This is a genomic window from Amycolatopsis sp. NPDC004772, from assembly GCF_053601215.1.
Map to the genome: position 1 here is coordinate 1 of NZ_JBSGBK010000104.1, position 21352 is coordinate 21352.

The 21352-nt window shown below is 72.4% G+C and carries 24 protein-coding genes; 9 read left to right on the forward strand and 15 right to left on the reverse strand.

All coding sequences use genetic code 11. The annotated features are described in order from the left end of the window. Positions 1 to 125: 125 nt before the first annotated feature. Positions 126 to 548, reverse strand: a complete 423-nt coding sequence (tatB, locus tag ACWEF6_RS37620; protein ID WP_043784308.1) for a Sec-independent protein translocase protein TatB — start codon at positions 546 to 548, stop codon at positions 126 to 128. A gap of 78 nt (positions 549 to 626) precedes the next feature. Further along, complete coding sequence (locus tag ACWEF6_RS37625; RefSeq protein WP_449687321.1) at positions 627 to 2144, reverse strand: trypsin-like peptidase domain-containing protein; 1518 nt, start codon at positions 2142 to 2144, stop codon at positions 627 to 629. Positions 2145 to 2407: 263 nt separating this feature from the next. On the opposite strand from ACWEF6_RS37625, the gene ACWEF6_RS37630 reads away from it, so the two are divergent. Continuing rightward, complete coding sequence (locus tag ACWEF6_RS37630; protein WP_449687341.1) at positions 2408 to 3622, forward strand: ISAs1 family transposase; 1215 nt, start codon at positions 2408 to 2410, stop codon at positions 3620 to 3622. A 365-nt stretch (positions 3623 to 3987) separates the two neighbouring features. On the opposite strand, the gene ACWEF6_RS37635 is transcribed toward ACWEF6_RS37630, so the two are convergent. Together ACWEF6_RS37635 and sigE are read right to left on the reverse strand one after the other, a co-directional pair. Continuing rightward, positions 3988 to 4638 carry an anti-sigma factor family protein gene (locus tag ACWEF6_RS37635; RefSeq protein WP_449687322.1) on the reverse strand — a complete coding sequence of 217 codons (651 nt, stop codon included), beginning with the start codon at positions 4636 to 4638 and terminating at the stop codon, positions 3988 to 3990. Next, entirely contained in the window at positions 4635 to 5225 is a 591-nt protein-coding gene (sigE, locus tag ACWEF6_RS37640; protein WP_310971363.1) for an RNA polymerase sigma factor SigE, read from the reverse strand. Before sigE ends, ACWEF6_RS37635 begins: the two co-directional genes overlap by 4 nt. A 210-nt stretch (positions 5226 to 5435) precedes the next feature. Between sigE and ACWEF6_RS37645 the strand changes: the two genes are divergently transcribed. Next, a complete protein-coding gene (locus ACWEF6_RS37645; RefSeq protein ID WP_308670016.1) occupies positions 5436 to 6080 on the forward strand; it encodes an O-methyltransferase in 645 nt (214 codons plus the stop codon). A gap of 126 nt (positions 6081 to 6206) precedes the next feature. Here ACWEF6_RS37645 and ACWEF6_RS37650 read toward each other — a convergent pair whose 3' ends face one another. Further along, a complete protein-coding gene (locus tag ACWEF6_RS37650) occupies positions 6207 to 7385 on the reverse strand; it encodes an MFS transporter (RefSeq protein ID WP_449687323.1) in 1179 nt (392 codons plus the stop codon). A gap of 35 nt (positions 7386 to 7420) precedes the next feature. Here ACWEF6_RS37650 and ACWEF6_RS37655 point away from each other — a divergent pair, with 35 nt between their 5' ends. Beyond that, on the forward strand, positions 7421 to 8419 hold the full coding sequence (locus ACWEF6_RS37655; protein ID WP_449687324.1) for a LysR family transcriptional regulator: 999 nt from the start codon (positions 7421 to 7423) through the stop codon (positions 8417 to 8419). On the opposite strand, the gene ACWEF6_RS37660 is transcribed toward ACWEF6_RS37655, so the two are convergent. Together ACWEF6_RS37660 and ACWEF6_RS37665 are read right to left on the reverse strand one after the other, a co-directional pair. After that, a complete protein-coding gene (locus ACWEF6_RS37660) occupies positions 8344 to 9795 on the reverse strand; it encodes a leucyl aminopeptidase family protein (protein WP_449687325.1) in 1452 nt (483 codons plus the stop codon). The genes ACWEF6_RS37655 and ACWEF6_RS37660 overlap by 76 nt on opposite strands. 90 nt (positions 9796 to 9885) lie before the next feature. Beyond that, the gene (locus ACWEF6_RS37665) at positions 9886 to 10053 is read right to left on the reverse strand and encodes a DUF3117 domain-containing protein (protein WP_013222969.1); all 168 of its coding nucleotides are present in this window, start codon (positions 10051 to 10053) and stop codon (positions 9886 to 9888) included. A gap of 198 nt (positions 10054 to 10251) precedes the next feature. Here ACWEF6_RS37665 and ACWEF6_RS37670 point away from each other — a divergent pair, with 198 nt between their 5' ends. Continuing rightward, entirely contained in the window at positions 10252 to 11046 is a 795-nt protein-coding gene (locus ACWEF6_RS37670; protein ID WP_449687326.1) for an enoyl-CoA hydratase-related protein, read from the forward strand. Between the two features lie 56 nt (positions 11047 to 11102). Here ACWEF6_RS37670 and ACWEF6_RS37675 read toward each other — a convergent pair whose 3' ends face one another. The 5 genes from ACWEF6_RS37675 to ACWEF6_RS37695 are packed head-to-tail and all read right to left on the reverse strand — an operon-like array spanning position 11103 to position 13422. Continuing rightward, on the reverse strand, positions 11103 to 11666 hold the full coding sequence (locus ACWEF6_RS37675) for a DNA-3-methyladenine glycosylase I (RefSeq protein ID WP_449687327.1): 564 nt from the start codon (positions 11664 to 11666) through the stop codon (positions 11103 to 11105). Then, positions 11659 to 12117, reverse strand: a complete 459-nt coding sequence (locus tag ACWEF6_RS37680; protein WP_449687328.1) for an SRPBCC family protein — start codon at positions 12115 to 12117, stop codon at positions 11659 to 11661. Before ACWEF6_RS37680 ends, ACWEF6_RS37675 begins: the two co-directional genes overlap by 8 nt. Next, positions 12114 to 12443 (reverse strand): DivIVA domain-containing protein, encoded by a 330-nt coding sequence (locus ACWEF6_RS37685; RefSeq protein WP_449679848.1) that lies wholly within the window; start codon positions 12441 to 12443, stop codon positions 12114 to 12116. The genes ACWEF6_RS37680 and ACWEF6_RS37685 overlap by 4 nt, the downstream gene beginning before the upstream one ends. Then, positions 12440 to 13108, reverse strand: a complete 669-nt coding sequence (locus ACWEF6_RS37690; protein ID WP_449687329.1) for a permease prefix domain 1-containing protein — start codon at positions 13106 to 13108, stop codon at positions 12440 to 12442. The genes ACWEF6_RS37685 and ACWEF6_RS37690 overlap by 4 nt, the downstream gene beginning before the upstream one ends. Continuing rightward, positions 13105 to 13422 (reverse strand): helix-turn-helix transcriptional regulator, encoded by a 318-nt coding sequence (locus ACWEF6_RS37695; RefSeq protein ID WP_091304396.1) that lies wholly within the window; start codon positions 13420 to 13422, stop codon positions 13105 to 13107. Before ACWEF6_RS37695 ends, ACWEF6_RS37690 begins: the two co-directional genes overlap by 4 nt. 60 nt (positions 13423 to 13482) lie before the next feature. On the opposite strand from ACWEF6_RS37695, the gene ACWEF6_RS37700 reads away from it, so the two are divergent. Genes ACWEF6_RS37700 through cydC form a run of 4 tightly spaced genes read left to right on the forward strand, consistent with a single transcriptional unit; the run spans position 13483 to position 18779 of the window. Next, a complete protein-coding gene (locus ACWEF6_RS37700; protein WP_449687330.1) occupies positions 13483 to 14643 on the forward strand; it encodes a cytochrome ubiquinol oxidase subunit I in 1161 nt (386 codons plus the stop codon). Between the two features lie 3 nt (positions 14644 to 14646). Continuing rightward, positions 14647 to 15633 (forward strand): cytochrome d ubiquinol oxidase subunit II, encoded by a 987-nt coding sequence (cydB, locus tag ACWEF6_RS37705; RefSeq protein WP_449687331.1) that lies wholly within the window; start codon positions 14647 to 14649, stop codon positions 15631 to 15633. A 9-nt stretch (positions 15634 to 15642) separates the two neighbouring features. After that, positions 15643 to 17199, forward strand: coding sequence for a thiol reductant ABC exporter subunit CydD (gene cydD, locus ACWEF6_RS37710; RefSeq protein ID WP_449687332.1), 1557 nt, complete (start codon positions 15643 to 15645; stop codon positions 17197 to 17199). Between the two features lie 2 nt (positions 17200 to 17201). After that, on the forward strand, positions 17202 to 18779 hold the full coding sequence (cydC, locus tag ACWEF6_RS37715; RefSeq protein ID WP_449687342.1) for a thiol reductant ABC exporter subunit CydC: 1578 nt from the start codon (positions 17202 to 17204) through the stop codon (positions 18777 to 18779). On the opposite strand, the gene ACWEF6_RS37720 is transcribed toward cydC, so the two are convergent. After that, positions 18715 to 19617, reverse strand: coding sequence for a glucosyl-3-phosphoglycerate synthase (locus tag ACWEF6_RS37720; RefSeq protein WP_449687333.1), 903 nt, complete (start codon positions 19615 to 19617; stop codon positions 18715 to 18717). The two genes, cydC and ACWEF6_RS37720, sit on opposite strands and share 65 nt — an antisense overlap. A gap of 51 nt (positions 19618 to 19668) precedes the next feature. Here ACWEF6_RS37720 and ACWEF6_RS37725 point away from each other — a divergent pair, with 51 nt between their 5' ends. After that, complete coding sequence (locus ACWEF6_RS37725; RefSeq protein ID WP_449687334.1) at positions 19669 to 20343, forward strand: lysophospholipid acyltransferase family protein; 675 nt, start codon at positions 19669 to 19671, stop codon at positions 20341 to 20343. Here ACWEF6_RS37725 and ACWEF6_RS37730 read toward each other — a convergent pair. Next, the gene (locus ACWEF6_RS37730) at positions 20340 to 21020 is read right to left on the reverse strand and encodes a winged helix-turn-helix transcriptional regulator (protein ID WP_449687335.1); all 681 of its coding nucleotides are present in this window, start codon (positions 21018 to 21020) and stop codon (positions 20340 to 20342) included. The genes ACWEF6_RS37725 and ACWEF6_RS37730 overlap by 4 nt on opposite strands. After that, on the reverse strand, positions 21020 to 21349 hold the full coding sequence (locus tag ACWEF6_RS37735) for a hypothetical protein (RefSeq protein ID WP_449687336.1): 330 nt from the start codon (positions 21347 to 21349) through the stop codon (positions 21020 to 21022). The genes ACWEF6_RS37730 and ACWEF6_RS37735 overlap by 1 nt, the downstream gene beginning before the upstream one ends. Positions 21350 to 21352 lie beyond the last annotated feature (3 nt).

The window sequence follows — 21352 nt, forward strand, 5'->3', positions numbered from 1 at the left end:
TCGACATATCTGATCCCCCCCCCCGCCCCTTGGTGGTTTGGGTTGTGTTGACCCCACCATGTGTGGGGTCGTGTGCGTACACCCCCCCCAACGCCACATTGGGGCGCATGAGAGAACTGCGGAAGTCAGGTGGCGTCCGGGTCGATCGGCGGGCGCTCGCCCGGCTTGAGCGGCTCCGGCGCGGACTGGGTCTGGCCGGCCAGGTAGCCGTTCGAGCCGTTGGTCCCGTTCGCCGGGGTGCTGCTGCCGTTCGTGATGCCCTTCAGGCCGAGCGGATCGGCGTCGCCGTCGAACAGGTGCTGCGTCACGACTCGCTTCGGGTCGAAGTTCCGCAGTCCGCGGAGGTCTTCCAGGGGCTTGCGCAGCTGGTCGAACTCCGGGCCCATCTCCTCGCGGAGCTGTTCCTTGGCGCCGGTCGCGAACTCGCGGACCTTGCGCACGCTCTTCGCGAGCCAGGACGCCGCCTCCGGCAGCCGTTCCGGGCCGAGGATGAACAGACCGGCGATGATGAGGACGAGGATTTCGCCCCATCCGACACTCTCGAACACCAGTCAACCTCCGAAGAAGAACCTACCCGCCCAGGGTACCCGCCGACCGCCGCGCTCCGGCAGGCCGAACGCGGGAACTCAGTCGGAAGCCAGGGTTACGTCCACGACGAAACTGGCGCCGTCGCGGGCCAGCTGCACCGGGACCACTTCGCCGACGTCGTGCGCGCGGACCGCGACCGTCAGTTCCGCGGAGTCGCGGACGAGCCGGTTGCCGATCTTCGTGATGACGTCGCCTTCCTTGATGCCTGCGTTCGCGGCCGGGCCGCCGGGCGCGACGTTCTTCACCTGGGCGCCCATCGTCGACGAGCCGGCGACCGTCGACGACGCGTTGATGCCGATGTCGGCGTGCTGGACCTTGCCGTCCTTGATCAGCGCCTTGGCGATCTTGATCGCGTAGTCGCTCGGGATGGCGAAGCCGATGCCGATGCTGCCGCCGTCGGCGCCCGCCGAGCGGATCGACGAGTTGATGCCGACCAGCGCGCCGGTGGAGTCGACGAGCGCGCCGCCGGAGTTGCCGTGGTTGATCGCGGCGTCGGTCTGGATGGCCTCGTAGGTGACCGGCGGGGCGCCGTTGTCGCCGCCCGCGGTGATCGGCCGGTTCAGCGCGCTGACGATGCCGGCGGTCACCGAGTTCTGCAGCGCCAGCGGCGAGCCGATCGCCATCACGGTGTCGCCGACCTGCAGGTCCGCGGACTTGCCGACCTGCAGCACGGTCGGGTTGGTGACGTTGACCTTCACGACGGCGAGGTCGGTCTTCTGGTCGGCGCCGACGAGCTTGGCCTCGGTGCGCGTGCCGTCGATGAAGACGGCGGTGACCTTGACGCCCGGATCCGCGGCGGCGGAGGCGATGACGTGTTCGTTGGTGAGGATGTAGCCCTGCGGGTCGATCATGACACCGGAGCCCTGTTCGCCGGATTCGGCGCCGGGCTTGAACACCTCGAGCGAGACGACGGCGGGCGCGACGCGCTTGGCGATTTCGGCGACGGACCCGGCGGGGCGTTCCTTGCCGGCCTCGGCTTCGGCGATGGTGGCGGAGCCGGTGAGCTCGGTGCCGGTGTCGGCGGCCCACCACCCGACGACACCGCCGGCGGCGCCGATGAGCAGGGCGACGACGCCGAGCAGGACGAGCGCCTTCGGCTGCACGCGCCGTCCGAAAAGCACCTCGGGCAGGCTGAGCAGCGCGCCGGGGGGCCGGTTGGCGGGCTTTTCTTCGTCTTCGGCGGGCATGGCGGGCCCGGCGAGGACGGCGGCGGCCCCGGGATCACGCCAGGGATCGCGGGTACCGGTCCACAGGGGCGGTTCGGCCTCGGAGGCGTCACCGGTGGCTTCCCGCGGCCGTTCGAGCAGGACGCCCTCGGCCCCGGGCGGCCGCCGGAAGGCCTCGGCGAGCGACTCGGGAGCGGGCGGGGCGAGGTTGACGCCGTTGGCCTTCTGCGGCGAGTAGAGCTTGTCGAACGCCCCGTCGACCCCCTGCGGCCTGCCGAACACGGCGGCCTGCGCCGGATCGACGGCCGGCCGCGCGAGCGGCCGCGGGCCCAGCCGGTCGGCTTCACGCGCGCCGGGCTGCTCGGGATTCTCGTTCGGCTCGGTCATCATTCCCCGGTGCAGAAGATCAGGTGGCTGGGCGTGACGATACCCAAGCCCAGTGCTCCGAGTCTGCCGGTCCACGGGTGAAGTGGCTGTTTCTTGAGCCCTGGTCCACAACGTGAGGGTGATGTGGACAAACCGCCTTGGGAGACTGTGAGCGGCGGTTTCCGTCGGGGGGTGGGGATAGGCTGGACTTGGGGACGCCCCCCTGGGAGGGCAGGGTTCCGGCAAAGTCGTGTCGGTGCAGGCAGGCACGGCTCCCGGTGGTGATCATGTGGGTGTCGAAGCCCATGATCTGTGAGAGAGCTGTGCCTGCTGCTGCATCTTCTCCCATACCCGCTGTGCTGGCCCAGCTGGCCTCTGCCGACCTCGACCACGTAGCTGACCTGCGTGACTACCTGGCTCTCGTACCCGATCCGCGGAAGCGGCGCGGGGTGAGGCATTCACTGGGATCGGTCCTGGCGCTGGCTGCGGCCGCAGTCGCGGCCGGGGCCCAGTCGTTCACCGCGATCGGGGAATGGGCCGCCGACGCACCACAACGTGTGCTGGCCCGGCTTGGCACCCGGTTCGATCCCCGCCGCGACCGGCACGTTCCCCCGGACGAGGCCACCATCCGGCGAGTACTCTGCGACATCGACATCGACATCGACGGCGACGACCTCGACACCGCGGTCAGCGGCTGGATCACCACCCACACCGGCACTCACGCAGCGATCGCGGTGGACGGCAAATCCCTGCGCGGCACCTTCGCCCGCACCGGCGGCACCGGAGTCCATCTGCTCTCCGCACTGACCCACCACAACGGCACGGTGCTGGCCCAGCAGCAGGTCACCTCCGGGACCAGCGAGATCACCTCGATGCAGCCACTGCTGGACACCCTGGACCTGACCGGTGTCGTGGTCACCGCCGACGCCCTGCACACCACCCGCGGCCTCGCCCGCTACCTGGACCAGCGCGGCGCGCACTACGTGTTCACCGTCAAAGCGAACCAGCACCGGCTCCACACCCGCCTCACCGCACTGCCCTGGCCCCACGCCACCCACCACACCAGCACCGGAATCGGGCACGGCCGCCTGGAACAACGCACCATCGAAACGATGCCCGCCCCCGAGGATCTCGGCTTCCCCGCCAGCGCACAGACTTTCCAGATCACCCGCTACCGCACCGACCGTGCCACCAGCACCCGCGAAACCCACACCGGCTACGGCGTCACCAGCCTGCCCGCCGGCACCAGCCCGGCTGCCATCGCCACCCACCTGCACCGGCACTGGGAAATCGAGAACCGGCTGCACTGGGTCCGCGACACCACCTACAACGAAGACGCCTCCCGCATCCGCACCCGCACCGGACCCCGAGCCATGGCCTCCCTGCGCAACCTCGCCATCAGCGCACAGCGCACCGCAGGCCACACCAGCATCGCCCCAGGCCTGCGCCGGATGGCCCGAAACCCCACCCGGCCACTCACACTCTTCGGAATCACCACATGACCAGCACAAACGACTTTGCCGGAACCCTGCCAGGGAGGGCGGGGCCTGCGAGGTCTTTTTTTGCGGGTGGCACTCGCTGGCCCACCACCCCGAAGCCGTGATTGTCACTACGGCCGGTGGTACCGCGTCAAGGCGGGAAAGCGTGCCTTGACCCGGCACCACCGTCCGCGTGCTGGCTTCGGATCGGGGTGGTGGGGGAGGTCTGGGTGGGGTGCCGTTCACGCCCCGCCGCACCTGGGGCGCTACACCCCTGCCGGAGCCTTGGGCCGCGCCACTCCCGCGGCTGCGCGCAGAACCGGCACCGCGGAGCCCGGACACACCGAAGGCCGCCGCGAAGCTGGTTCGCAGCGGCCTTCAAAGTTCGCTCAGCGGATGCCCGCCGGTACCGCCGCCGGGGTTGTGGTTGCCGGGGTCGAGACCGGGGCCGGTTGCTGGGGCACCGCCATCTGGGCCGGCAGGAGGTTCGCCGGCTGCGGGGCTCCGCCGCCCGTCTCCGGGGCTCCGTCGCCGTCCGCTGATGTCCCCACCAACGCCAGCGCGCTCAGCACCAGGCCTGACACCACCACTCCGGCCCCCTGCGCCGCGCGGCGCTTGAAGCGGCCGCCTCCCAGGACGTTCGGGGACTGGCCCAAGGGCGCCGATGATCCCAACGGCGCCACCCCACCCAACACGCCCGAATCGCGCAGGCCCGCGACGCGGTCGGGGCGCTGGACCGCGACCAGCTGGCCGTCGGCCGTGATGGCCAGGTTGTCCGGGGTGCTCGGCAACTCCGTCTGCTGCGGGATCGACTGGAGGCTCGCCAAGAACCCCGCCGACATCGACGGCGCGCCGGCGCGGCGGATCGTCTCGACCGTCTGGCGCTGCGCGCGCACCTCGGCCGCGCAGGCCGTGCAGCGCGTTATGTGCGATGCCGCTCGGTCACGTGCGCCGTGGGACAGCTCGCCGTCGACGAACGCCACCACGACCTCCGGCAGCAAGTGCGACTCGGGGAGTGCCCAGCCTCGCGGTGCGGTCATACTGACACCTTCGCAGACTGCGGTGCGTAAGCGCGCCGTCGCTCGAGCGACGCGCGCAGCGCCTGACGCCCGCGGTGGATGCGGCTGCGGACGGTGCCCAGCTTGACACCCAGCGTCGCGCCGATCTCCTCGTACGACAGCCCTTCGACGTCGCACAGCACGACGGCGGCGCGGAACTCCGGGGGCAGCTCGTCGAGCGCCGCCTGCAGGTCCGGGTCCAGGTGGGTGTCGGTGTAGACCTGCTCGGGGCTCGGGTCGTCGCCCACGATGCGGTCGGTGTCCTCGGGCAGGCCTTCCATCCGCACGCGCGAGCGGCGGCGCGCCATGTCCAGGAACAGGTTGGTGGTGATCCGGTGCAGCCAGCCCTCGAACGTGCCGGGCTTGTAGGACGCCAGCGAGCGGAAGACCCGGATGAAGGTCTCCTGCGTGAGGTCCTCGGCGTCGTGGGTGTTGCCGGTCAGGCGGTAGGCGAGCCGGTAGACCCGGTCACCGTGTTCGCGCACGACCTCGTCCCAGGACGGCGGCGTCCAGGCCGCTTCGTCGAGGGACACGGGCTGAGCCCCGGCGTCGGCTACGGCGTTCTGCATCGTGGGAGCAGGCACCTCCATCAGCGTTACTCCTGTCTGCTCCACCCAACGCGGGCCCTCGGCACGGTGTTCCCGTGTGTTCGGATTTCAGTCTCTCCGGACTCCTTATGGTTCTAGTGAGACTGGACTGAGAGCAGGCTGAGAACTTCTTCCCGGGTGCTTACCGGGAGCCTGCGCGGATTTATCGACAACCAACGCTAACCTCCGTGCGTGAACACGCCCACCCCTGCGGCCGCACCGGCCGATTCCGGGTTCGTCGACGGGTACCTGCCCGACGACGAGGTGCTGTCTTCGGCGCGGGCACGGGCCGAGGACCTGGGCTGCACCCCGCTCAGCGCGGGTGCGGGCGCGACGCTGCGCTTCCTGGCCGCGACGCTGTGCGCGAAGGCGGTCGTCGAGGTCGGCACGGGCGCCGGGGTGAGCGGACTCAGCCTGCTGCGCGGCATGGCCCCCGACGGCGTGCTGACGTCGATCGACGTCGAGCCGGAGTACCAGCGGGCGGCGCGCGCGACGTTCCGCGAGGCCGGCTTCGCCCCGGGCCGCACGCGGCTGATCATCGGGCGCGCGCTGGACGTGCTCCAGAGGCTCACGCCGGGCGGCTACGACCTGGTGTTCGTCGACTCCGCGCACATCGAGTACCCGGGCTGCTACGAGCTGGGCGTGTCGCTGCTGCGGCGCGGCGGCATCATCGCGTTCCACAACGTGCTGGCCGGCGGCCGGGTGATCGACCCGGCACACCGGGACCCGGAGACGCTGGCCCTGCGCGAGGTGGCGCGGGCGTTCCGGGAGGACGAGCGCCTGGTCCCGGCGCTGCTGCCGGTGGGCGGCGGACTGCTGGTCGGCGCGGCTACCTGAGCGCTCCTGCAGCAAGGGTGGGACGCGGCAGGACCACCACGGCACCCACACCCCCCGCAACCCCGATCCGAAGCCAGAACACGGCCGGCCGTAGTCACCATCGGGCTTCGAGGTGGCGGCACGCGCTCACCCGGCATTCACCAGCTCAAGCCGCTCCGCCCGGGCCCGCGTCCCGACGCCCACCGCGGCCACCGCCAGCAGCAGCCACACCGCCACCGCCGCGATCAGCCACGACCACCCCGCATGCCCGTACACCCACGCCCCCGCCGCTCCGCCGACGCTGCTGCCCAAGTAGTACGTCGCCGTGTACATTCCGCCCACCTGGCCGCGGGCCGTCTCCGGGGCGTCCGCCGCGGCCCAGCCGTTCGCGACCGCGTGGGCCGCGAAGAATGCGCACGTCAGCACCAAGAACCCCGCGATGACCAGCGGCAACGAGTCCGGCAGCGTCAGGGCCGCGCCCGTCGCCGTCAGCAGCAGCGCCCCGATCAGCGCCCGGCGGCGCCCCACCCGCGCCACCAGACGCCCGGCCGCCGCCGATGACACCGAGCCCGTTGCATAAGCCAGGAAAACCAGCGAAGCCACCGCCGGCGACAACTCCAGCGGGGACCCCGTCAACCGGAAACCCGCCGCGTTGTACAGGGCGACGAACGAGCCCATCGCCAGCAGCGCCACCGCGTACTGCGCCAGCAGCACCGGCTTGCTCAGCGCCGTCAGCAGCCCGCGGCCGACGCCACCGGCACGGCCCGGGCGCGGGCCCGGCGGCAGCGTCACGACCGTCACCGCCGCACACACCGCCCCGACACAAGCCACCACCAGCAAGGCGCCGCGCCAGCCGAGGGGGCCTGCCGTGAAGCCGCTGGCCAGCCGGCCGAGCATGCCGCCGATCGTGTTGCCCGCGATCATCGCTCCGACTGCCGCCGCGACGCCCGCGCGGCCCAGGCGCTCCGCCAGGTACGCGGCCGCCACCCCCGGGAACCCCGCGATCGCGACGCCCTGCAGCGCGCGCAACACCAGCAGGGCCGGGTACGTCGGCATCAGCGGCAGCAGCAGGCCGAACACCACCGACGCGATGACCGACGTCAGGATCACCGGACGGCGGCCGACCACCTCCGACAGCGCCGCGATCGGCAGCACCGCGATGGCCAGCGCGCCGGTCGCCACGCTCACCGCGAGCGCCGCGCCACCCGGGTCCAGGTGGTACTGCGCCGCCAGCTGCGGCAACACCGGCTGCGGCGCGTAGAGCAGGGCGAACGAGGAGATCCCGGCCGCGGCGACGGCCGTCTTGACTCGGCGGGTGGAAGTCACCTCCCGAAAGTAAGCAGGACTAACCAATACGTCTAATGCACCCGGGTGGCACAATCGATACGGTGCCGTATGACTCACTGTCCGCGCAGGTCGCGCCGCACCTGCCGCTGCTCGCCGCGCTCCGGGAGACGAGGAACGTCACACGTGCGGCCGAACTGCTGGGCGTCCCGCAACCGACCGTCAGCCGCCGGCTCGCGGCACTGGCGGACGCCCTCGGGGCACCGCTGACCGTCCCGGACGGCCGGGGCATCCGGCTGACGCGCGCGGCGGAGCTGCTCGCCGAGGCGGCCGAGCGCGGGCTGGCGGCGCTCGACGCCGGCGTGCGGCTGGCGCGCGAGGAGGTGTCGCCGGAGTCGGGGCACGTCGTGCTCGGGTTCCTGCACCTGCTCGGGCGGTCGCTGGTGCCGTCGCTGCTGCGCGGGTACCGGGCGCGCTACCCCGGCGTGCGGTTCACGCTGGTCCAGGGCTCGCGCCAGGACATGGTCGACCGGCTGGCCGGCGGCGAGCTGGACCTCGCCCTGGTGGCGCCGCTGCCCGACGTGCCGGTGCTGGCCTGCGCGGGCCTGGTGGACGAGGAAATCCTGCTATCGGTCCCGGCGGGCCACCGGCTGGCCGGACGCCGCGAAGTGCGGGTCGCGGAACTCGCCGACGAGGAATTCGTGCTGCTCGAGCAGGGGTACGGCGTCCGGACGCTGACGGACGAGCTCTGCGCGGCAGCGGGCTTCACGCCGCGGATCGCGTTCGAAGGCCAGGAGTCGGACACCGTGCGCGGCCTGGTGGCGGCCGGCCTGGGCGTGGCGCTGCTGCCGCGCTTCGGGCCGGGCACGCCGGCCGGCGTGGCGGAGGTGCCGCTGTCGCCGCCGCCGTTCCGGACGATCGGGCTCGTGTGGCGGGCGGAGGAGCCGCTGACCCCGGCGGTCACCGGGTTCCGCGACCACGTCCTGGGAACGACCGGCCGTCAGCCCAGCGAAGCCGCCAGCTCCACCAACGTCCGCGCGGCGAAGCCCGTCGCGCCCGGGACGACCTCGTCGTAGTTCTTCTCCGACCGGGCCGGGCCCGCGATGTCCAGGTGCGCCCACGGCAGGCCCGAGGTGAACTCCCGCAGGAACAACGCCGCCGTGATGCCGCCCGGGCCGCCGGGCGTCTGCCGGACGTCGCCGAACTCGCCGCGGACGTTCTCCGCGTAGTCCTCCACCAGCGGCATCCGCCACCAGGCCTCGCCCACGCGCGCGCCCGCCGAAACCACCGCGGCCGCCAGCGAAGAGTCCGAGGCGAACAGGCCGCCCGTGCGCAGGCCCAGCGAGACCTTCATCGCGCCGGTCAGCGTCGCCGCGTCGACCACGTAGTCCGGCGAGAACCGGCGGATCCCGTAGACCAGCGCGTCGGCCAGGACCATCCGGCCCTCGGCGTCGGTGTTGCCCACCTCGGTCGTCTTGCCGCCGTAGTGGCGGACGATGTCGCCCGGCCGGTACGACGACCCCGACACGTGGTTCTCCGCGCACGGCACCAGCGCCGTCACCCGGACCGGCAGCCCCAGCGCCGCGATGGCGCGGATCGCCGAGATCACCGCCGCGCCGCCTGCCATGTCCGTGCGCATCAGGTGCATCCCGTCGGCCGGCTTGATCGACAGGCCGCCCGTGTCGAACGTGATGCCCTTGCCCACCAGGAGCAGGTGCGTCGAAGCCCCCGGCGGCTGGTACGCCATTTCGATCAGCCGCGGCGGCCGCGCGGAACCGCCGCCGACGGCCAGGACGCCGCCGAAGCCCTCGGCCGCGAGCCACTTCTCGTCCCGCACCGTCACCTCGACGCGCGGGCCGGCCACGCGGGCGGCCGTGTCCGCCAGCCAGGCCGGGGTCTTCACGTTGGACGGCGTGTTCGCGAGGTCCCGCGTCAGCGCCGTCGCCGCGGCCAGCGCCGAGGCCCGCTCGACCAGCGCCGGCAACGCGGGGTCCCTCCCCACGAGCCGGATCGTCCGCACGGACGGCGAAGGCGCTTCGCCGGTCACCTTGTACCGGTAGCCGCCCAGCAGGAGGCCCAGCGCCAGCTCGGTGACGTGCTCGCCGGCGGCCTCCTCGGGCAGTTCCAGCTGCACCGCGCGGAACACTTTCCCGCCGTTCTCGACGTCTTCGGCCAGCGCCGCGTTCAGCGCGCGGACCAGCGCCGCGCCCGTCTTGCGGTACTCCTTCGGCTCGCCGCCGCCCAGGCCCGCGATCCAGCGCGGCCCGCCCCCGGGCACCGTCTGGACGTCGCCCGCCTTGCCGGTGATCCGGACGCCTTCGATCTCCAAGGGCTCGACGTCATCGTTGTCGGGCGCGGCCACCAGCCGGGCCGTCGGGACGCCGCGGCGGAGGTCGGCCGCGACTTCGATGTCGAGGAGAGTAGCCGGAACGGGCGGTAGCGGATTACGCACAGTGAGCAACCTTCGGGCGCAGAGGAACCGCGACCCCGGCCTCCGCAGGGAGACCGGGGTGCGACGGAAGGACGGATCGAGGGAGCCGGCTCAGCCGGTGACCTCCGCCAGTGCGGCGCCGAGGTCCTTCGCTTCTTCCGCGGAGAGTTCGACGACGAGTCGCCCACCACCTTCGAGCGGTACGCGCATCACGAGGCCCCGCCCCTCCTTAGTCACTTCGAGGGGACCATCTCCGGTCCGGGGCTTCATGGCCGCCATAGCGTGCTCCCTCCGTCTCAACCGGCGCGCCCGGGTCGCGCTCGCGTGAAAGCCAGCCGGGTCTGGTGTCCATTGTCCCTCATCAGCGGCCGGGCGCATCAGCGGACCGATCTTTTGCCGCCGTATCGGTGCTGGTATGCGGCCCGCGCGAGGTGAAAGACTCTCGGCCGACCGAAGTTTTCCGCGCAAGGAGAAGACGTGACCACATCCGACGTCCTGGTGACCGCCGACGCCGACGGGGTGCGCACCCTCACCCTCAACCGGCCGCAGGCGTACAACTCGCTGACCGTGGAGCTGAAGGAAGCACTGCTCGCGGCGCTGCGCGAGGCGTCCGGCGACGAGGGAGTCCGCGCGGTCGTGCTGACCGGTTCCGGCAAGGCCTTCTGCGCCGGCCAGGACCTGAAGGAGCACGTGGGGCTGCTGCAAGCGGGTGACCCCGCCCCGCTACACACCGTGAAGGAGCACTACAACCCGATCGTCCAGGCGATCGTGGCCATGCCGAAGCCGGTGATCGCGGCGGTCAACGGCACCGCCGCCGGCGCCGGGGCCGCCTTCGCCTACGCCAGCGACCTGCGGATCGCCGCCGAGTCGTCGTCGTTCCTGATGGCCTTCGCCAACGTCGGGCTCGGCCCGGACTCGGGCGCGTCCTGGACGCTGCAGCGGCTGGTCGGCTACGGCCGCGCCGCCGAGCTGATGCTGCTGGCCCGGACCGTCGACGCGGCCGAGGCGCTGCGGCTCGGCCTGGTCGGCGAGGTCGTGCCGGACGAAGAGCTCGCCGCCCGCGCCCAGCAGGTGGCGGCGAAGCTCGCGGCCGGCCCGACCGTCGCCTACGCGAAGATCAAGGGCGTGCTCAACCTGGCCGCGCAGTCGACGTTCGAGGAGGCCCTCGACGCCGAGGACGCCGCCCAGACCGCGCTCGGCAAGACCGCCGACCACACCGAGGCCGTCGAGGCCTTCGTCGGCAAGCGCAAGCCGGCCTTCCAGGGCAAGTAAGCAGTCTGCCGCGGCTGGTCGTGAGTGTTTAGGCGGGTTCTAACCCGCCTAAACACTCACGAGGCGCGGAAGCAGCCTTCGACGTGGTCGTCGACCATGCCGGTGGCCTGCATCAGGGCGTAGCAGGTCGTCGGGCCGAGGAAGACGAACCCGCGCTTCTTCAGTTCCTTGGCCATCGCCTTGGACTCGTCGGTGATGGCCGGGACGTCCGCCATGGTGCGAGGGCGCTGGTGCGAAGAGGGCGCGAAGGACCACAGCAAGTCGTCCAGCGGCTCGTCCAAAGCGGCGATCGCCTGCGCGTTCTTGATCGCGGCCAGGATCTTCGCCCGGTTCCGCACGATCGAGGCGTCCTGCATCAGCCGCTCGACGTCGGTGTCGCCGAACTTCGCCACCTTCGCCGGCTTGAACTGCTTGAACGCCTTCCGGAAGCCTTCGCGCTTGCGCAGGATCGTGATCCACGACAGCCCCGACTGGAACGACTCGAGGCACAGCCGCTCGTACAGCTCGTCCTGCCCGTGGAGCGGAACGCCCCACTCCTCGTCGTGGTACGCAGCGTAATCCGGGGTCGAATTGCCCCAGCTGCACCGCGCGACGCCGTCGGCGCCGAAAAGCTCACTCATCCCCACCCACCGAATAGTTTTCCGCGAACCGCGCGAACCGCCGCAGCGACAGGCGCACCCCCAGCGCGAACGCCGGCCGCACGACCGGCCAGCCGAGCCGGCCCAGCGGCCCGAACGGCAGCCGCAGGTGCTCGGCCCAGACGAACGTCGAGCGCGCCGCGCCCTTCGGGACGACCTGGAACACGCCGGTGCCGGCCACGAAGCTGCCGAGGTGCCGGACCCCGCACCGCACCGGCGGCTCCCAGCTGGTGATCTCCATGGTGTCGGTGAAGCCGACCCCGGCCACGCCGGTGAACGCCGAGAGCCGCGAGCCGACGCTGCGGCCGTTGCCCTCGACCACCTCGACCTCGGTGCCGAGCATCCACTCGCCCTGGCGCGCCCAGTCGGTCAGCGCGAGCCAGGTCGTCCCGGCCGGGGCGCGGACCTCGACCGAGAGGATCAGGTCCGTCACGGGGAAGCCTCGGGCGAGGACGTGCTCTCCCGCTCGCGTTCGCGCTGCTCCAGCTCGGCGACGCGGGCGCGCAGCTCGTCGAGCTCGACGCCGAGCCGCCGCATCACCCAGTCCACTTCGGACATCTTGTAGCCGCGCAGCACCAGCTGGAACCGGACCTCGGTCAGGTCCTCGCCGGTGATGTCCTCGGCGGGCAGCCGGGTGGGCGAGCTGCCCGGCGGCAGCGGGGCGAGCTCCTCACCCCGGCCGAACACCACCGCGGCGAGCAGGAACACCACGGCCGCCACCAGCAGCATGACTACGAGGTAGATCAGCGCGGTCGTCACGCGACGATCGTGGCATACCCACCCCAGGAACGTCTCGCGAGCACGACGAGCCGGATCGAAAGCGCCACCCAGGCGAACATCAGGAGCGCGCACGGGACGCTCAGGAACAGCCGCGAAACGTCGACGACGCCGGTCGCCGCGATGAGCAGCCCGATGGAGCCGATGTTGACGCCGACCGCGAGCGCGATCAGGACCCCGCAGAACCGGGCGAGCCCGGTGCCGTCGATGCGGCGGCTCAGCCAGCGGATCCCGAGCAGGGCGACCAGGCCGATCACCGGCACGAGGAACACCGCGCCGTGGGAGACCCGCGTGATCACCATGTACCACTCGGGCGACGGCGTCGACAGCCGCGTCCACTCGCCGAAGGTGAGGATCCGCGCGTAGTCCCACGCGATCTGCATCGCCGGCACGCCCAGCACCAGCTTCCACAGCGTGCGGACACCGCTGAGCATGCCCAGCTCGGCCTGGTAGTCGCGGGCGACGACGGCCGCCGGACCGAAGTCGGCGACCGCCCGGCGCTGCGCGTCCTCGTCGCTCCAGCCGCCCGCGCGGTAGGCGTCGGCGGCGTCGTGCAGCCCGTCCCGGGCTTCCTCGAGCAGGTCGGCTTTGAACCGGCCGCAGCCGTGCAGTCTGCGGTCCAGCTCCCCCAGGTATTCGTCGATCATGTCCCCAGCACTCCCCCGATGACCGTGGTGAACTCCCGCCACTCGGCGCGTTCCGCGGCCAGGGCCTGCTCACCGGAGCGGGTCAGCCGGTAGGTCCGCCGCTTGCGGCCGGACACGACGTCCCATTCGCTGGCCAGCCAGCCGGCCCGCTCGAGCCGGCGCAGCGCCGGGTACACGGTGCCGGTGGGCAGGTCGAGCGCGCCGTCGCTGCGCAGCTGGAGCGCCTCGATGATCGCGTAGCCGTGCAGTTTCCGGCCGTCGAGCACGGCCAGCAGCAACGCGTCGAGGTGTCCGCGCAGGGTGTCCGCCTTCATGGGTACGCAGTCTACACATCGGCTCGCTACATGTAGACAGACTATGTGTAGCCTGTCTACATGAACGCTCTTCCGATCGCGAGACTCCAGTTCGCGACGACGACCTCGTTCCACTTCCTGTTCGTGCTGCTCACCCTGGGATTGGTCACGCTGGTGGCCGTTATGCAGACGCGCTGGACGCTCGGCGGCCGGCCCGAGCTCCTGCGGATGACGCGCTTCTGGGGCCGCCTGTACGTGATCAACTACGCGCTCGGGATCGGCACCGGGATCGTGATGGAGTTCCAGTTCGGGCTGACCTGGACCGGCCTGTCCGCCTTCGCCGGCGACGTCTTCGGCGCGCCGCTGGCCATCGAGACGCTGGTCGCGTTCTTCCTCGAATCGACCTTCCTCGGCCTGTGGATCTTCGGCTTCGGGCGGATGAACAAGTGGCTGCACCTGACGCTGCTCTGGCTGGTCACGCTGACCGCGTACGCGTCGGCGCTGTTCATCATGCTGGCCAACTCGTTCCTGCAGAACCCGGTCGGCAGCCGGGTCGAGAACGGCACCCTGCGCCTCGACGACTTCGGCGCGCTGTTCTCGAACCCGGCGCTGGTCGCCTCCCTGCCGCACGTCCTCAGCGCCGCGCTGGTGACCGGCGGGTTCTTCGTCGTCGGCGTCAGCGCCTGGCACTTCCTCAAGCGCACCACCGAGGTCGAGTTCTTCCGGCGGTCGATGCGGATCGGTGTGGTGGCGGCGCTCGTCGGCTCGATCTTCGTCGTCAACCAGGGCTTCGCGCAGTTCGGCGAGCTGAAGACGTACCAGCCGGACAAGCTGGGCGAAAGCGCGGTCGGCGTGCCGCTCGGCGCCATGATCGGGCTGGGGTTCCTGATGTTCCTCTGCGCGCTCCTCGGCACGCTCCTGCTGTTCCGGAACTGGCTCACGAAGGCGCGGTTCCTGCACTACCTGATGGTCGCGGCCATCCCGCTGCCGTTCGCCGCCGCGATCATGGGCTGGCTGGTGCGCGAACTCGGCCGCCAGCCGTGGCTGGTCTGGGGGAAGCTGCGCACCGCCGACGCGATCGCGGACGTCCCGGCCGGCCAGATCCTGTTCTCCTTCATCGCTTTCACACTGCTGTTCGCCGCGCTCGCGGTGGCCGACTGGGTGCTCATGGCGCGCGTCGCCCGGCGCGGCCCGGAGCCGGTCGAAGCGCCCGCCGAGCAGCCCGTCCTGAGCGGAGTCTGACCGATGACGACCTTCTGGTGGGGCCTCCTGGGCCTGCTGACCTGCGGGTACTTCGCGCTCGCGGGGTACGACTACGGCGTCGGCATGCTGCTGCCCGCGTTCGAGGCCGACGAGCGGCGGCGGCGCCAGACGCTCGGCGCGCTCGGGCCGTTCTTCCTGGCCAACGAGGTGTGGCTGATCGCGGCCGTCGGCCTGCTCTTCGGCGCGTTCCCGCACCTGGAGGGCAAGGTGTTCGCCGGGGCGTACGTCCTGGTCGTGACGCTCCTGCTCGGCCTGGTGACGTTCACCGCGTCGATGCAGCTGCGCAGCCGCCGCCCGGACGCCCGCCGCGGCGCCTGGACGGCGGGCATCGTCGGCGGCGCGCTGGTGACGGCGCTGTCGTGGGGCCTGTTCCTCGGCAATCTCGTCCTCGGGCTGCCGCTGTCCCCGGACGGCTCGCCTTCGCGAGACGTCCTCGCGTTGTTCTCCCCGTACGCGGTGCTGTGGGGACTCGGGTTCGTCGCGCTGTTCTGCTTGCAGGGGGCGGCTTTCCTGGCCGTACGGGCCCCGGCCGAACTGACCGGCCGCGCGGTGCGGCTGGCGCGCGCCTTCTCGGCGCCGGTGCTGGCGTTCCTCGTGATCGCCGCGGTGTGGGGCTACTTCGCGCTCGACGGCGGTTCCGTGCTCGGTGCGGTCGTCGCCGCGGTGGCGTTCGCGGCGTTCGCCGTGGCCCGGCTCGGGCTGGCGGTGCGGCGGTACCGGGTCGCGCTCGTCGGGTCGATGGTCCTGGCCGCCTGCCCGGCGCTGCTCGCCGGGACGCTGCGGTTTCCCACCGTGCTGGCTTCGCCGGGGTACGCACTGACGCTCGACGAGGCGGCGACGGCGGCGGAGACGCTCGCCGTGCTCGCCTGGTTCGCGCCGCCCGCGGTGCTGGTGCTGCTGGTCGTGCAGTGGCTGACCTGGCGTGCCCACCGCCGTCCCGTCGACCAGCGCTCGCTGCTGCACTTCTAGGGGGACGCCGTGCCTGCGCTACCCGGACTCCGGCGGTACCTGGCCGGATTGGGCTTGCTCGCGGTGCTCACCGCGGCTTCGGTGCTCCTCCAGGCGGAGGGGCTCGCCACGCTGCTCACCGGCGGCGGCGTTTCGCTGCTCCTGGTCGTGGCCATCGCCGCGCGGGCGTCGCTCGCATGGGGCCACGGTGTCCTCAGTGGACGGTTCGCCGCCTCGGTCCGCGGCGCGCTGCGGCGCCGGCTGCTCGGGTCCGCTTCGGACCGGGCCGGCGTCGTCGCGACGCAGATCACGCGCGGGGTCGACGCCACGGACAGCTACCTGACCGGGTACCTGCCGTCGCTGGTCGTGTCGGTGGTGGTGCCGGTCGCGGTGATCGTCCGGCTGTTCACGACGGACCTGACCTCGGCCCTCGTCGTGGTCGTCACCTTGCCGCTGATCCCGGTGTTCGCGGTCCTGGTCGGGAAGCAGGCGAAGGCGGTCGTCCAGTGGGAGCTGCTGGCGAAGCTGGGCGGGCACTTCCTGGACACCGTCCGCGGGCTCGGGACGGCGAAGGTGTTCGGCCGGGCCGCCGAGCAGGCCGCGACCGTGCGGTCGATGGCGGCCGCGCACGCCGACGCGACCATTAAGACGTTGCGGGTGGCGTTCCTGTCGGCCCTGGTGCTGGAACTGGTGGCGACGCTCTCGGTCGCGCTGGTGGCGGTGCCGATCGGGTTCCGGCTGCTCTCGGGCGGTCTCGAGGCGCGTCCGGCGCTGCTGATCCTGCTGTTGACCCCCGAGGCGTACCTGCCGCTGCGGGCGGCGGGCGCGAAGTTCCACGCGGCGGCGGAAGGGCTGGCGGCGTTGCGGGAAGCCCTCGCCGTGCCGGTCGTCCGGTCCCGCTCGGCGGTGCTCACCCGGCGGCGGGGTGCGCCTTCGGTGGTCTTCGAGCGGGTCTCGGTCGCCTACGACGGGGTGCCCGCACTGTCCGAAGTGGACTTCTCGGTGCCGGCCGGGGCACGGGTGGCGCTGGTCGGGCCGAGCGGGGCGGGCAAGAGCACGGTGCTGGCGGTGCTGCTGGGGTTCGTGCCGCCGTCCGCGGGCCGGGTCCTGGTCGACGGGGTGGACCTGCGTTCCCTGTCGCCCGCGGACTGGCTGGCCGACGTGGCGTGGGTGCCGCAGCGGCCGACGTTGTTCCGGGGGCCGCTGGCTTCGAATATCGCTCTCGGCGTCCCGTCGGCGGACATCCCGGCGGCGGCCCGGGCGGCGGCCCTGGACTCGGTGGCGGCGAGGCTCCCGGCGGGTTATGAGACGCCGGTGGGTGAGCTGGGCGAAGTCCTGTCGGCCGGGCAGCGGCAGCGGGTCGGCCTCGCGCGGGCGCTCGCCCGGACTTCGGCGGGCCTGCTCCTCCTCGACGAGCCGACGGCACGGCTGGACGCCAAGACCGAGGAGACCGTGCTGTCGGCGACCCGGCGGCTGCTCCCGGGCCGGACGGCGGTCCTGGTGGCCCACCGCCCGGCGATGGTCTCCCTCGCCGACCGGGTGCTCGAACTCCGGGGCGGCCGGGTCGGCGCGGAGGTGGCGGCGTGAACCTGTCCACAAAGGACGTGCTCCGGCTCCTCCGCGCCGGACTCCTCGGGGCCGCCGCCGAACTGGCCGCCCTGGCCCTGATGGCCACCGCCGCCTGGCTGCTGCTGCGGGCCGCCGAACGGCCGCCGCTCGCCGCCCTCACCGTCGCCATCGTCGCCGTCCGCACCCTCGCCCTCCTGCGCGGTGGCCTCCGGTACGCCGAACGGCTCGCCGGGCACGACGTCGTCCTCCGGTGGCTCGGCGAGCTGCGGTCCCGCGTCTACCAGGCCCTCGTCCCCGGCGCGCGGTACTCCGGCGGCGACCTCGTCACCCGGCTGGTGTCCGATGTGGACGCTCTGCAGGACGCCGTCCTGCGGTGGCTGTTGCCCGCCGGGGTCGCCGGGCTCGTGGGGACCGTCGCCGCCGGTGTCACGGCCACCGCGTCGCTGCCGGCCGCCGGGGCGCTGGCCGCCGGGCTGGTCGTCGCGGGGGTGGTTCTTCCGTGGCTGGTCGTCCGCCTCACCGCCGAGGCGGCGCGGGAAAGTGCCCCGAGGCGGGCCGAGCTCGCCGAACTTGCCGTCGAGCTCGTCACCGGGCATCGGGAGCTCGTCGCCGCCGGAGCGCTCGAGGAACACCGGCAACGCGCCACGCACGTCGTCGACGAGATCACCGCGGGCGAGCGGGCGGCCGCGGCCAAGACCGCCCTGGTCAGCGCGGCTGGCGTGCTCGTCCAGCTCGGCACCTCCGTCGCCGTCGCGCTACTCTGCCACGCCTCGGTTCCGTGGACCGCGGCGCTGACCCTGGCGGCGGTGACGGCCTTCGAGGTCGTCCTCCCGCTGATCGGCGCGGCCCGGCGCGTGCCCGAGATCCGCGCGTCCGCGGCCCGGGTGCGGGCCGTGCTCGCCGAACCCGCCGTGCCGGAAGGCCCCCGTACCGCGCGAGAGGGCCATTTCCGGCTCGAAAAGGCCGGTGTCCGGCACCCCGGACGGCCTCCGGCGCTCAAGGACGTCGACCTCGACCTGCCGCCCGGCAAGCGCGTCGGGATCCTCGGCCCCAGCGGTGCCGGGAAGACGACGCTGCTGCGCCTCCTGCTCGGCAGCCAGGCGCCGACCGACGGCCGGGTCACCCTCGACGGCCATCCGCTCGGCGAGTACCGGGACCTGCCGGCGATCGTCTCGGGCGCCGAAGCCGACGCCCACGTCTTCCACACGACCGTCCGCGAGAACCTCCTGCTCGCCAAGCCGGACGCGACCGACGACGAGCTGCGGGACGCCTGCGGAACCGCCGGCTTCGACGTGGACCTCGACCGCGACACCGGCCCCGACGGCGACGCGCTGTCCGGCGGTCAGCGGCAACGGCTGGTCCTGGCCAGGGCGGTCCTGGCCGCACCGAAGGTCCTGGTGCTCGACGAGCCCGTCGAAGGCCTCGACCCGGCCCACGGCGACGCCGTCCTGGCGCGGGTCCTCGCGAAGGCGGAGGGCAGCGTGGTGCTCGTCACCCACCGCCCCGAGCACCTCGCCGGCTTCGACGAGGTGCTCACCCTCGAGGACGGGCGAGTACGTCCCGCATCGGCGGCCGGTCGGCGACCCGGACCTCCGTGACGTCCGGCAGCCACTCCTCGTCGACCTGCACGAACTGCGTGAACGGCGCGTCGGCGGCCGGGACGCCGCAGCGGTCCAGTGCGGTGCCGAGGATCTGCCGGGACATCGCGCCCAGCTGGGCGAGGGACCGGTTCCGGTGCTTGCGAACACCGAGGTTGACCTGCGCGAGCCCGTCGAGGCCGTACCGCGCCTCGGCGTCGAGCAGCAGGCCGATCTCGACGCCGTAGCCGGCCGCGAACGGCACCGACTCGAGGAACTCGCGGGTGCCCGCGTACTCGCCGCCGAGGGGCTGGATCAGGCCGCCGAGCGCCGGGCGCAGTGCCGAGAGCACCGGCCGCGCCAGCAGCTCGGTGACGCGCCCGCCGCCGCTGCTCTCCAGCCGCAGCGGGCGGCGGTAGAAGCCCTTGACCAGGTGGACACCGCTTTCGGTGACCAGCGGGCCGAGCAGCGAGGGCACGAACGCCGGGTCCGGGTCGACCAGGTCGGAGTCGAGGAAGACGACGAAGTCGCCGCTCGTCGCGGCCAGGGACCGCCACAGCACCTCGCCCTTGCCGGGCACCGGCGGCAGGTCCGGCAGGACGTCCTCGCGGCGGACCACCCGCGCGCCCGCGGCCTCGGCGGTTCGCACCGTGTCGTCGGTCGAGCCGGAATCGACGACGACGAGCTCGTCGACGACGCTCCCGAGGAGGGGACGCACCGACGCGACGACGTCACCCACGGTTCGCTCTTCGTCCAGCGCCGGTAGCACGACCGAAACCGTCCGGTCACCCTTCGCGGCCACGATGTCCGCGGGCGTCCAACCGGGTTCCTGCCACGTACGCCGCTCGAACCAACTCACGAGTAACGATCGTGCCATGCTGGGGGCACCGCACCCGAGGAGGAGGACCACTTGATCGCGCTGCTTGTCCGGTTCGTGCTGGGACCGCTGGTCAGGGCGGTGTACCGGCCCGAAGTGCACGGCGTGGAGAACGTGCCGCTCAGCGGCCCGGTGCTGCTGGCGGCCAACCACCGCGCCGCCCTCGACACCGGCGTGATCACGTTCGCGACCCCGCGGCAGGTCAAGTTCCTCGGCAAGGCGGAGTACTTCGTCGGCAAGGGCCTCAAGGGCAAGGCCCTGGCGGGCTTCCTCGGCGGCCTCGGCTACGTCCCGGTCGAGCGCGGCAACGCCCAGGCCGGGCTGGCCGCCCTGGAGGCGGCCCGCAAGGTCCTCGACGCGGGCGGCGTCTTCGCGATCTACCCGGAGGGCACCCGGTCGCTGGACGGCCGGCTGCACCGGGGTCACACCGGTGTCGCGGCCCTGGCCCTGGCGACCGGCGCGAAGGTGGTCCCGGTCGCGCTGACGGGCACGGAGAACCTCCAGCCGGACGGCGCCCGCATCCCCCGGCCGGCGAAGATCGGCATCACGTTCGGCAAGCCCCTGGACTTTTCGCGCTACGAGGGCCAGGACTACGCCCCGGCGATCCGGCGGTCGGTCACCGACGAGGTGATGTACGCGATCCTGGAGATCTCCGGGCAGGAGTACGTGGACACCTACCACAAGCGGCCGAGCGAGGGCGTGGCTTAGACCGCGAGGGCCGCAATCAACGCGGCGATGTTACCCGCGTCTTCGGCCCGCACTTCGGCAACCCGCGCACCTCGGCGGACGTCCACGTCCGAACCGGGGTGGCGCGAGGTCCAGTCCGCCACCGTCGCGAGGACGACCCCGACTTCGGGCTCCGTCAGGTTGCCGATGCGGACTTCGTCGGTCCCCTGCCGGGTCAAGATCCAGCCGGCCTGCTCGCCCGAGTGGCGGGTGAGGGCGTTGAGCACCTCGAGGACGGCGCCCTCGACGTCGGCCCAGACCGGCCAGCCCAGGATCAGATCCCGGTCGAGGCGGTCGAAGGCGCCGCGGACTTGCGCACCCGCGGGGGTGAGAAGGAGCGGAGGCTCTCCCGAGCCGCTGATCAGGCCGTCACGCTGCAGCCGCCGGAGCATGGCGTTCGTGGCTGGTCCGGAATGGCCGAACCGCTCGGCCAAGCGCGCGGGCGTCGCCTTCTCGCGTAGCTCCCCGATCGCCTGGAGGTAGCGGCCCACCACGGAGAAGTCGCTCTCCGGCAGCGCCACCGGGACCGGGGTGACGGGTGGCGACCCGGCCTCGGCCGCGGCGACCCGGCGTACCCGCTCCGGCGTCGCCCGGCCCAGCTTTTCGTCCAGGACGAGGCGCAGCTGAGCCGCGGCGACGTGCTCTTCCGTGATGTCCATCAGCTCTCCGGGAGGTCGTCGAGGAGCTTGTCCAGTACACGTCCCTGGAACACGTCGAGCAACTCCCACTCGTCGCGGGTCGCGAGTTCCGACTGTGCCAGCTTCGCCAGCAGTTTCAGCCCGGCCACCCGCTTCGCCGGCGACTCGGAGAGGGCAAGCTCCGACGCCCACGTGAACCGCCGCCACCACTCTTCCCGGCGGCCGGCCAGCTCGCGCTGCTCCGTCGCGCGGTCGTTGCCCCGCACGGAAAACCGCACGCCGACGAACGCGCCGGTCGCGGTCAGCAGACCTACGACCAGCGCCGCTCCGGCCTGGACCCACGGGTTCACGAC

What these genes read in the sequence shown, in the direction of transcription:
- sigE (WP_310971363.1), bottom strand. Translation starts at nt 5,225, where the DNA reads ATGCAGAACGCCGTAGCCGACGCCGGGGCTCAGCCCGTGTCCCTCGAC.
- ACWEF6_RS37655 (WP_449687324.1), top strand. Translation starts at nt 7,421, where the DNA reads ATGCACCCGGGTGGCACAATCGATACGGTGCCGTATGACTCACTGTCC.
- ACWEF6_RS37730 (WP_449687335.1), bottom strand. Translation starts at nt 21,020, where the DNA reads ATGGACATCACGGAAGAGCACGTCGCCGCGGCTCAGCTGCGCCTCGTC.
- ACWEF6_RS37700 (WP_449687330.1), top strand. Translation starts at nt 13,483, where the DNA reads ATGAACGCTCTTCCGATCGCGAGACTCCAGTTCGCGACGACGACCTCG.
- ACWEF6_RS37690 (WP_449687329.1), bottom strand. Translation starts at nt 13,108, where the DNA reads ATGATCGACGAATACCTGGGGGAGCTGGACCGCAGACTGCACGGCTGC.
- cydB (WP_449687331.1), top strand. Translation starts at nt 14,647, where the DNA reads ATGACGACCTTCTGGTGGGGCCTCCTGGGCCTGCTGACCTGCGGGTAC.
- ACWEF6_RS37695 (WP_091304396.1), bottom strand. Translation starts at nt 13,422, where the DNA reads ATGAAGGCGGACACCCTGCGCGGACACCTCGACGCGTTGCTGCTGGCC.
- ACWEF6_RS37630 (WP_449687341.1), top strand. Translation starts at nt 2,408, where the DNA reads ATGTGGGTGTCGAAGCCCATGATCTGTGAGAGAGCTGTGCCTGCTGCT.
- ACWEF6_RS37675 (WP_449687327.1), bottom strand. Translation starts at nt 11,666, where the DNA reads ATGAGTGAGCTTTTCGGCGCCGACGGCGTCGCGCGGTGCAGCTGGGGC.
- ACWEF6_RS37635 (WP_449687322.1), bottom strand. Translation starts at nt 4,638, where the DNA reads ATGACCGCACCGCGAGGCTGGGCACTCCCCGAGTCGCACTTGCTGCCG.
- ACWEF6_RS37665 (WP_013222969.1), bottom strand. Translation starts at nt 10,053, where the DNA reads ATGGCGGCCATGAAGCCCCGGACCGGAGATGGTCCCCTCGAAGTGACT.
- ACWEF6_RS37625 (WP_449687321.1), bottom strand. Translation starts at nt 2,144, where the DNA reads ATGATGACCGAGCCGAACGAGAATCCCGAGCAGCCCGGCGCGCGTGAA.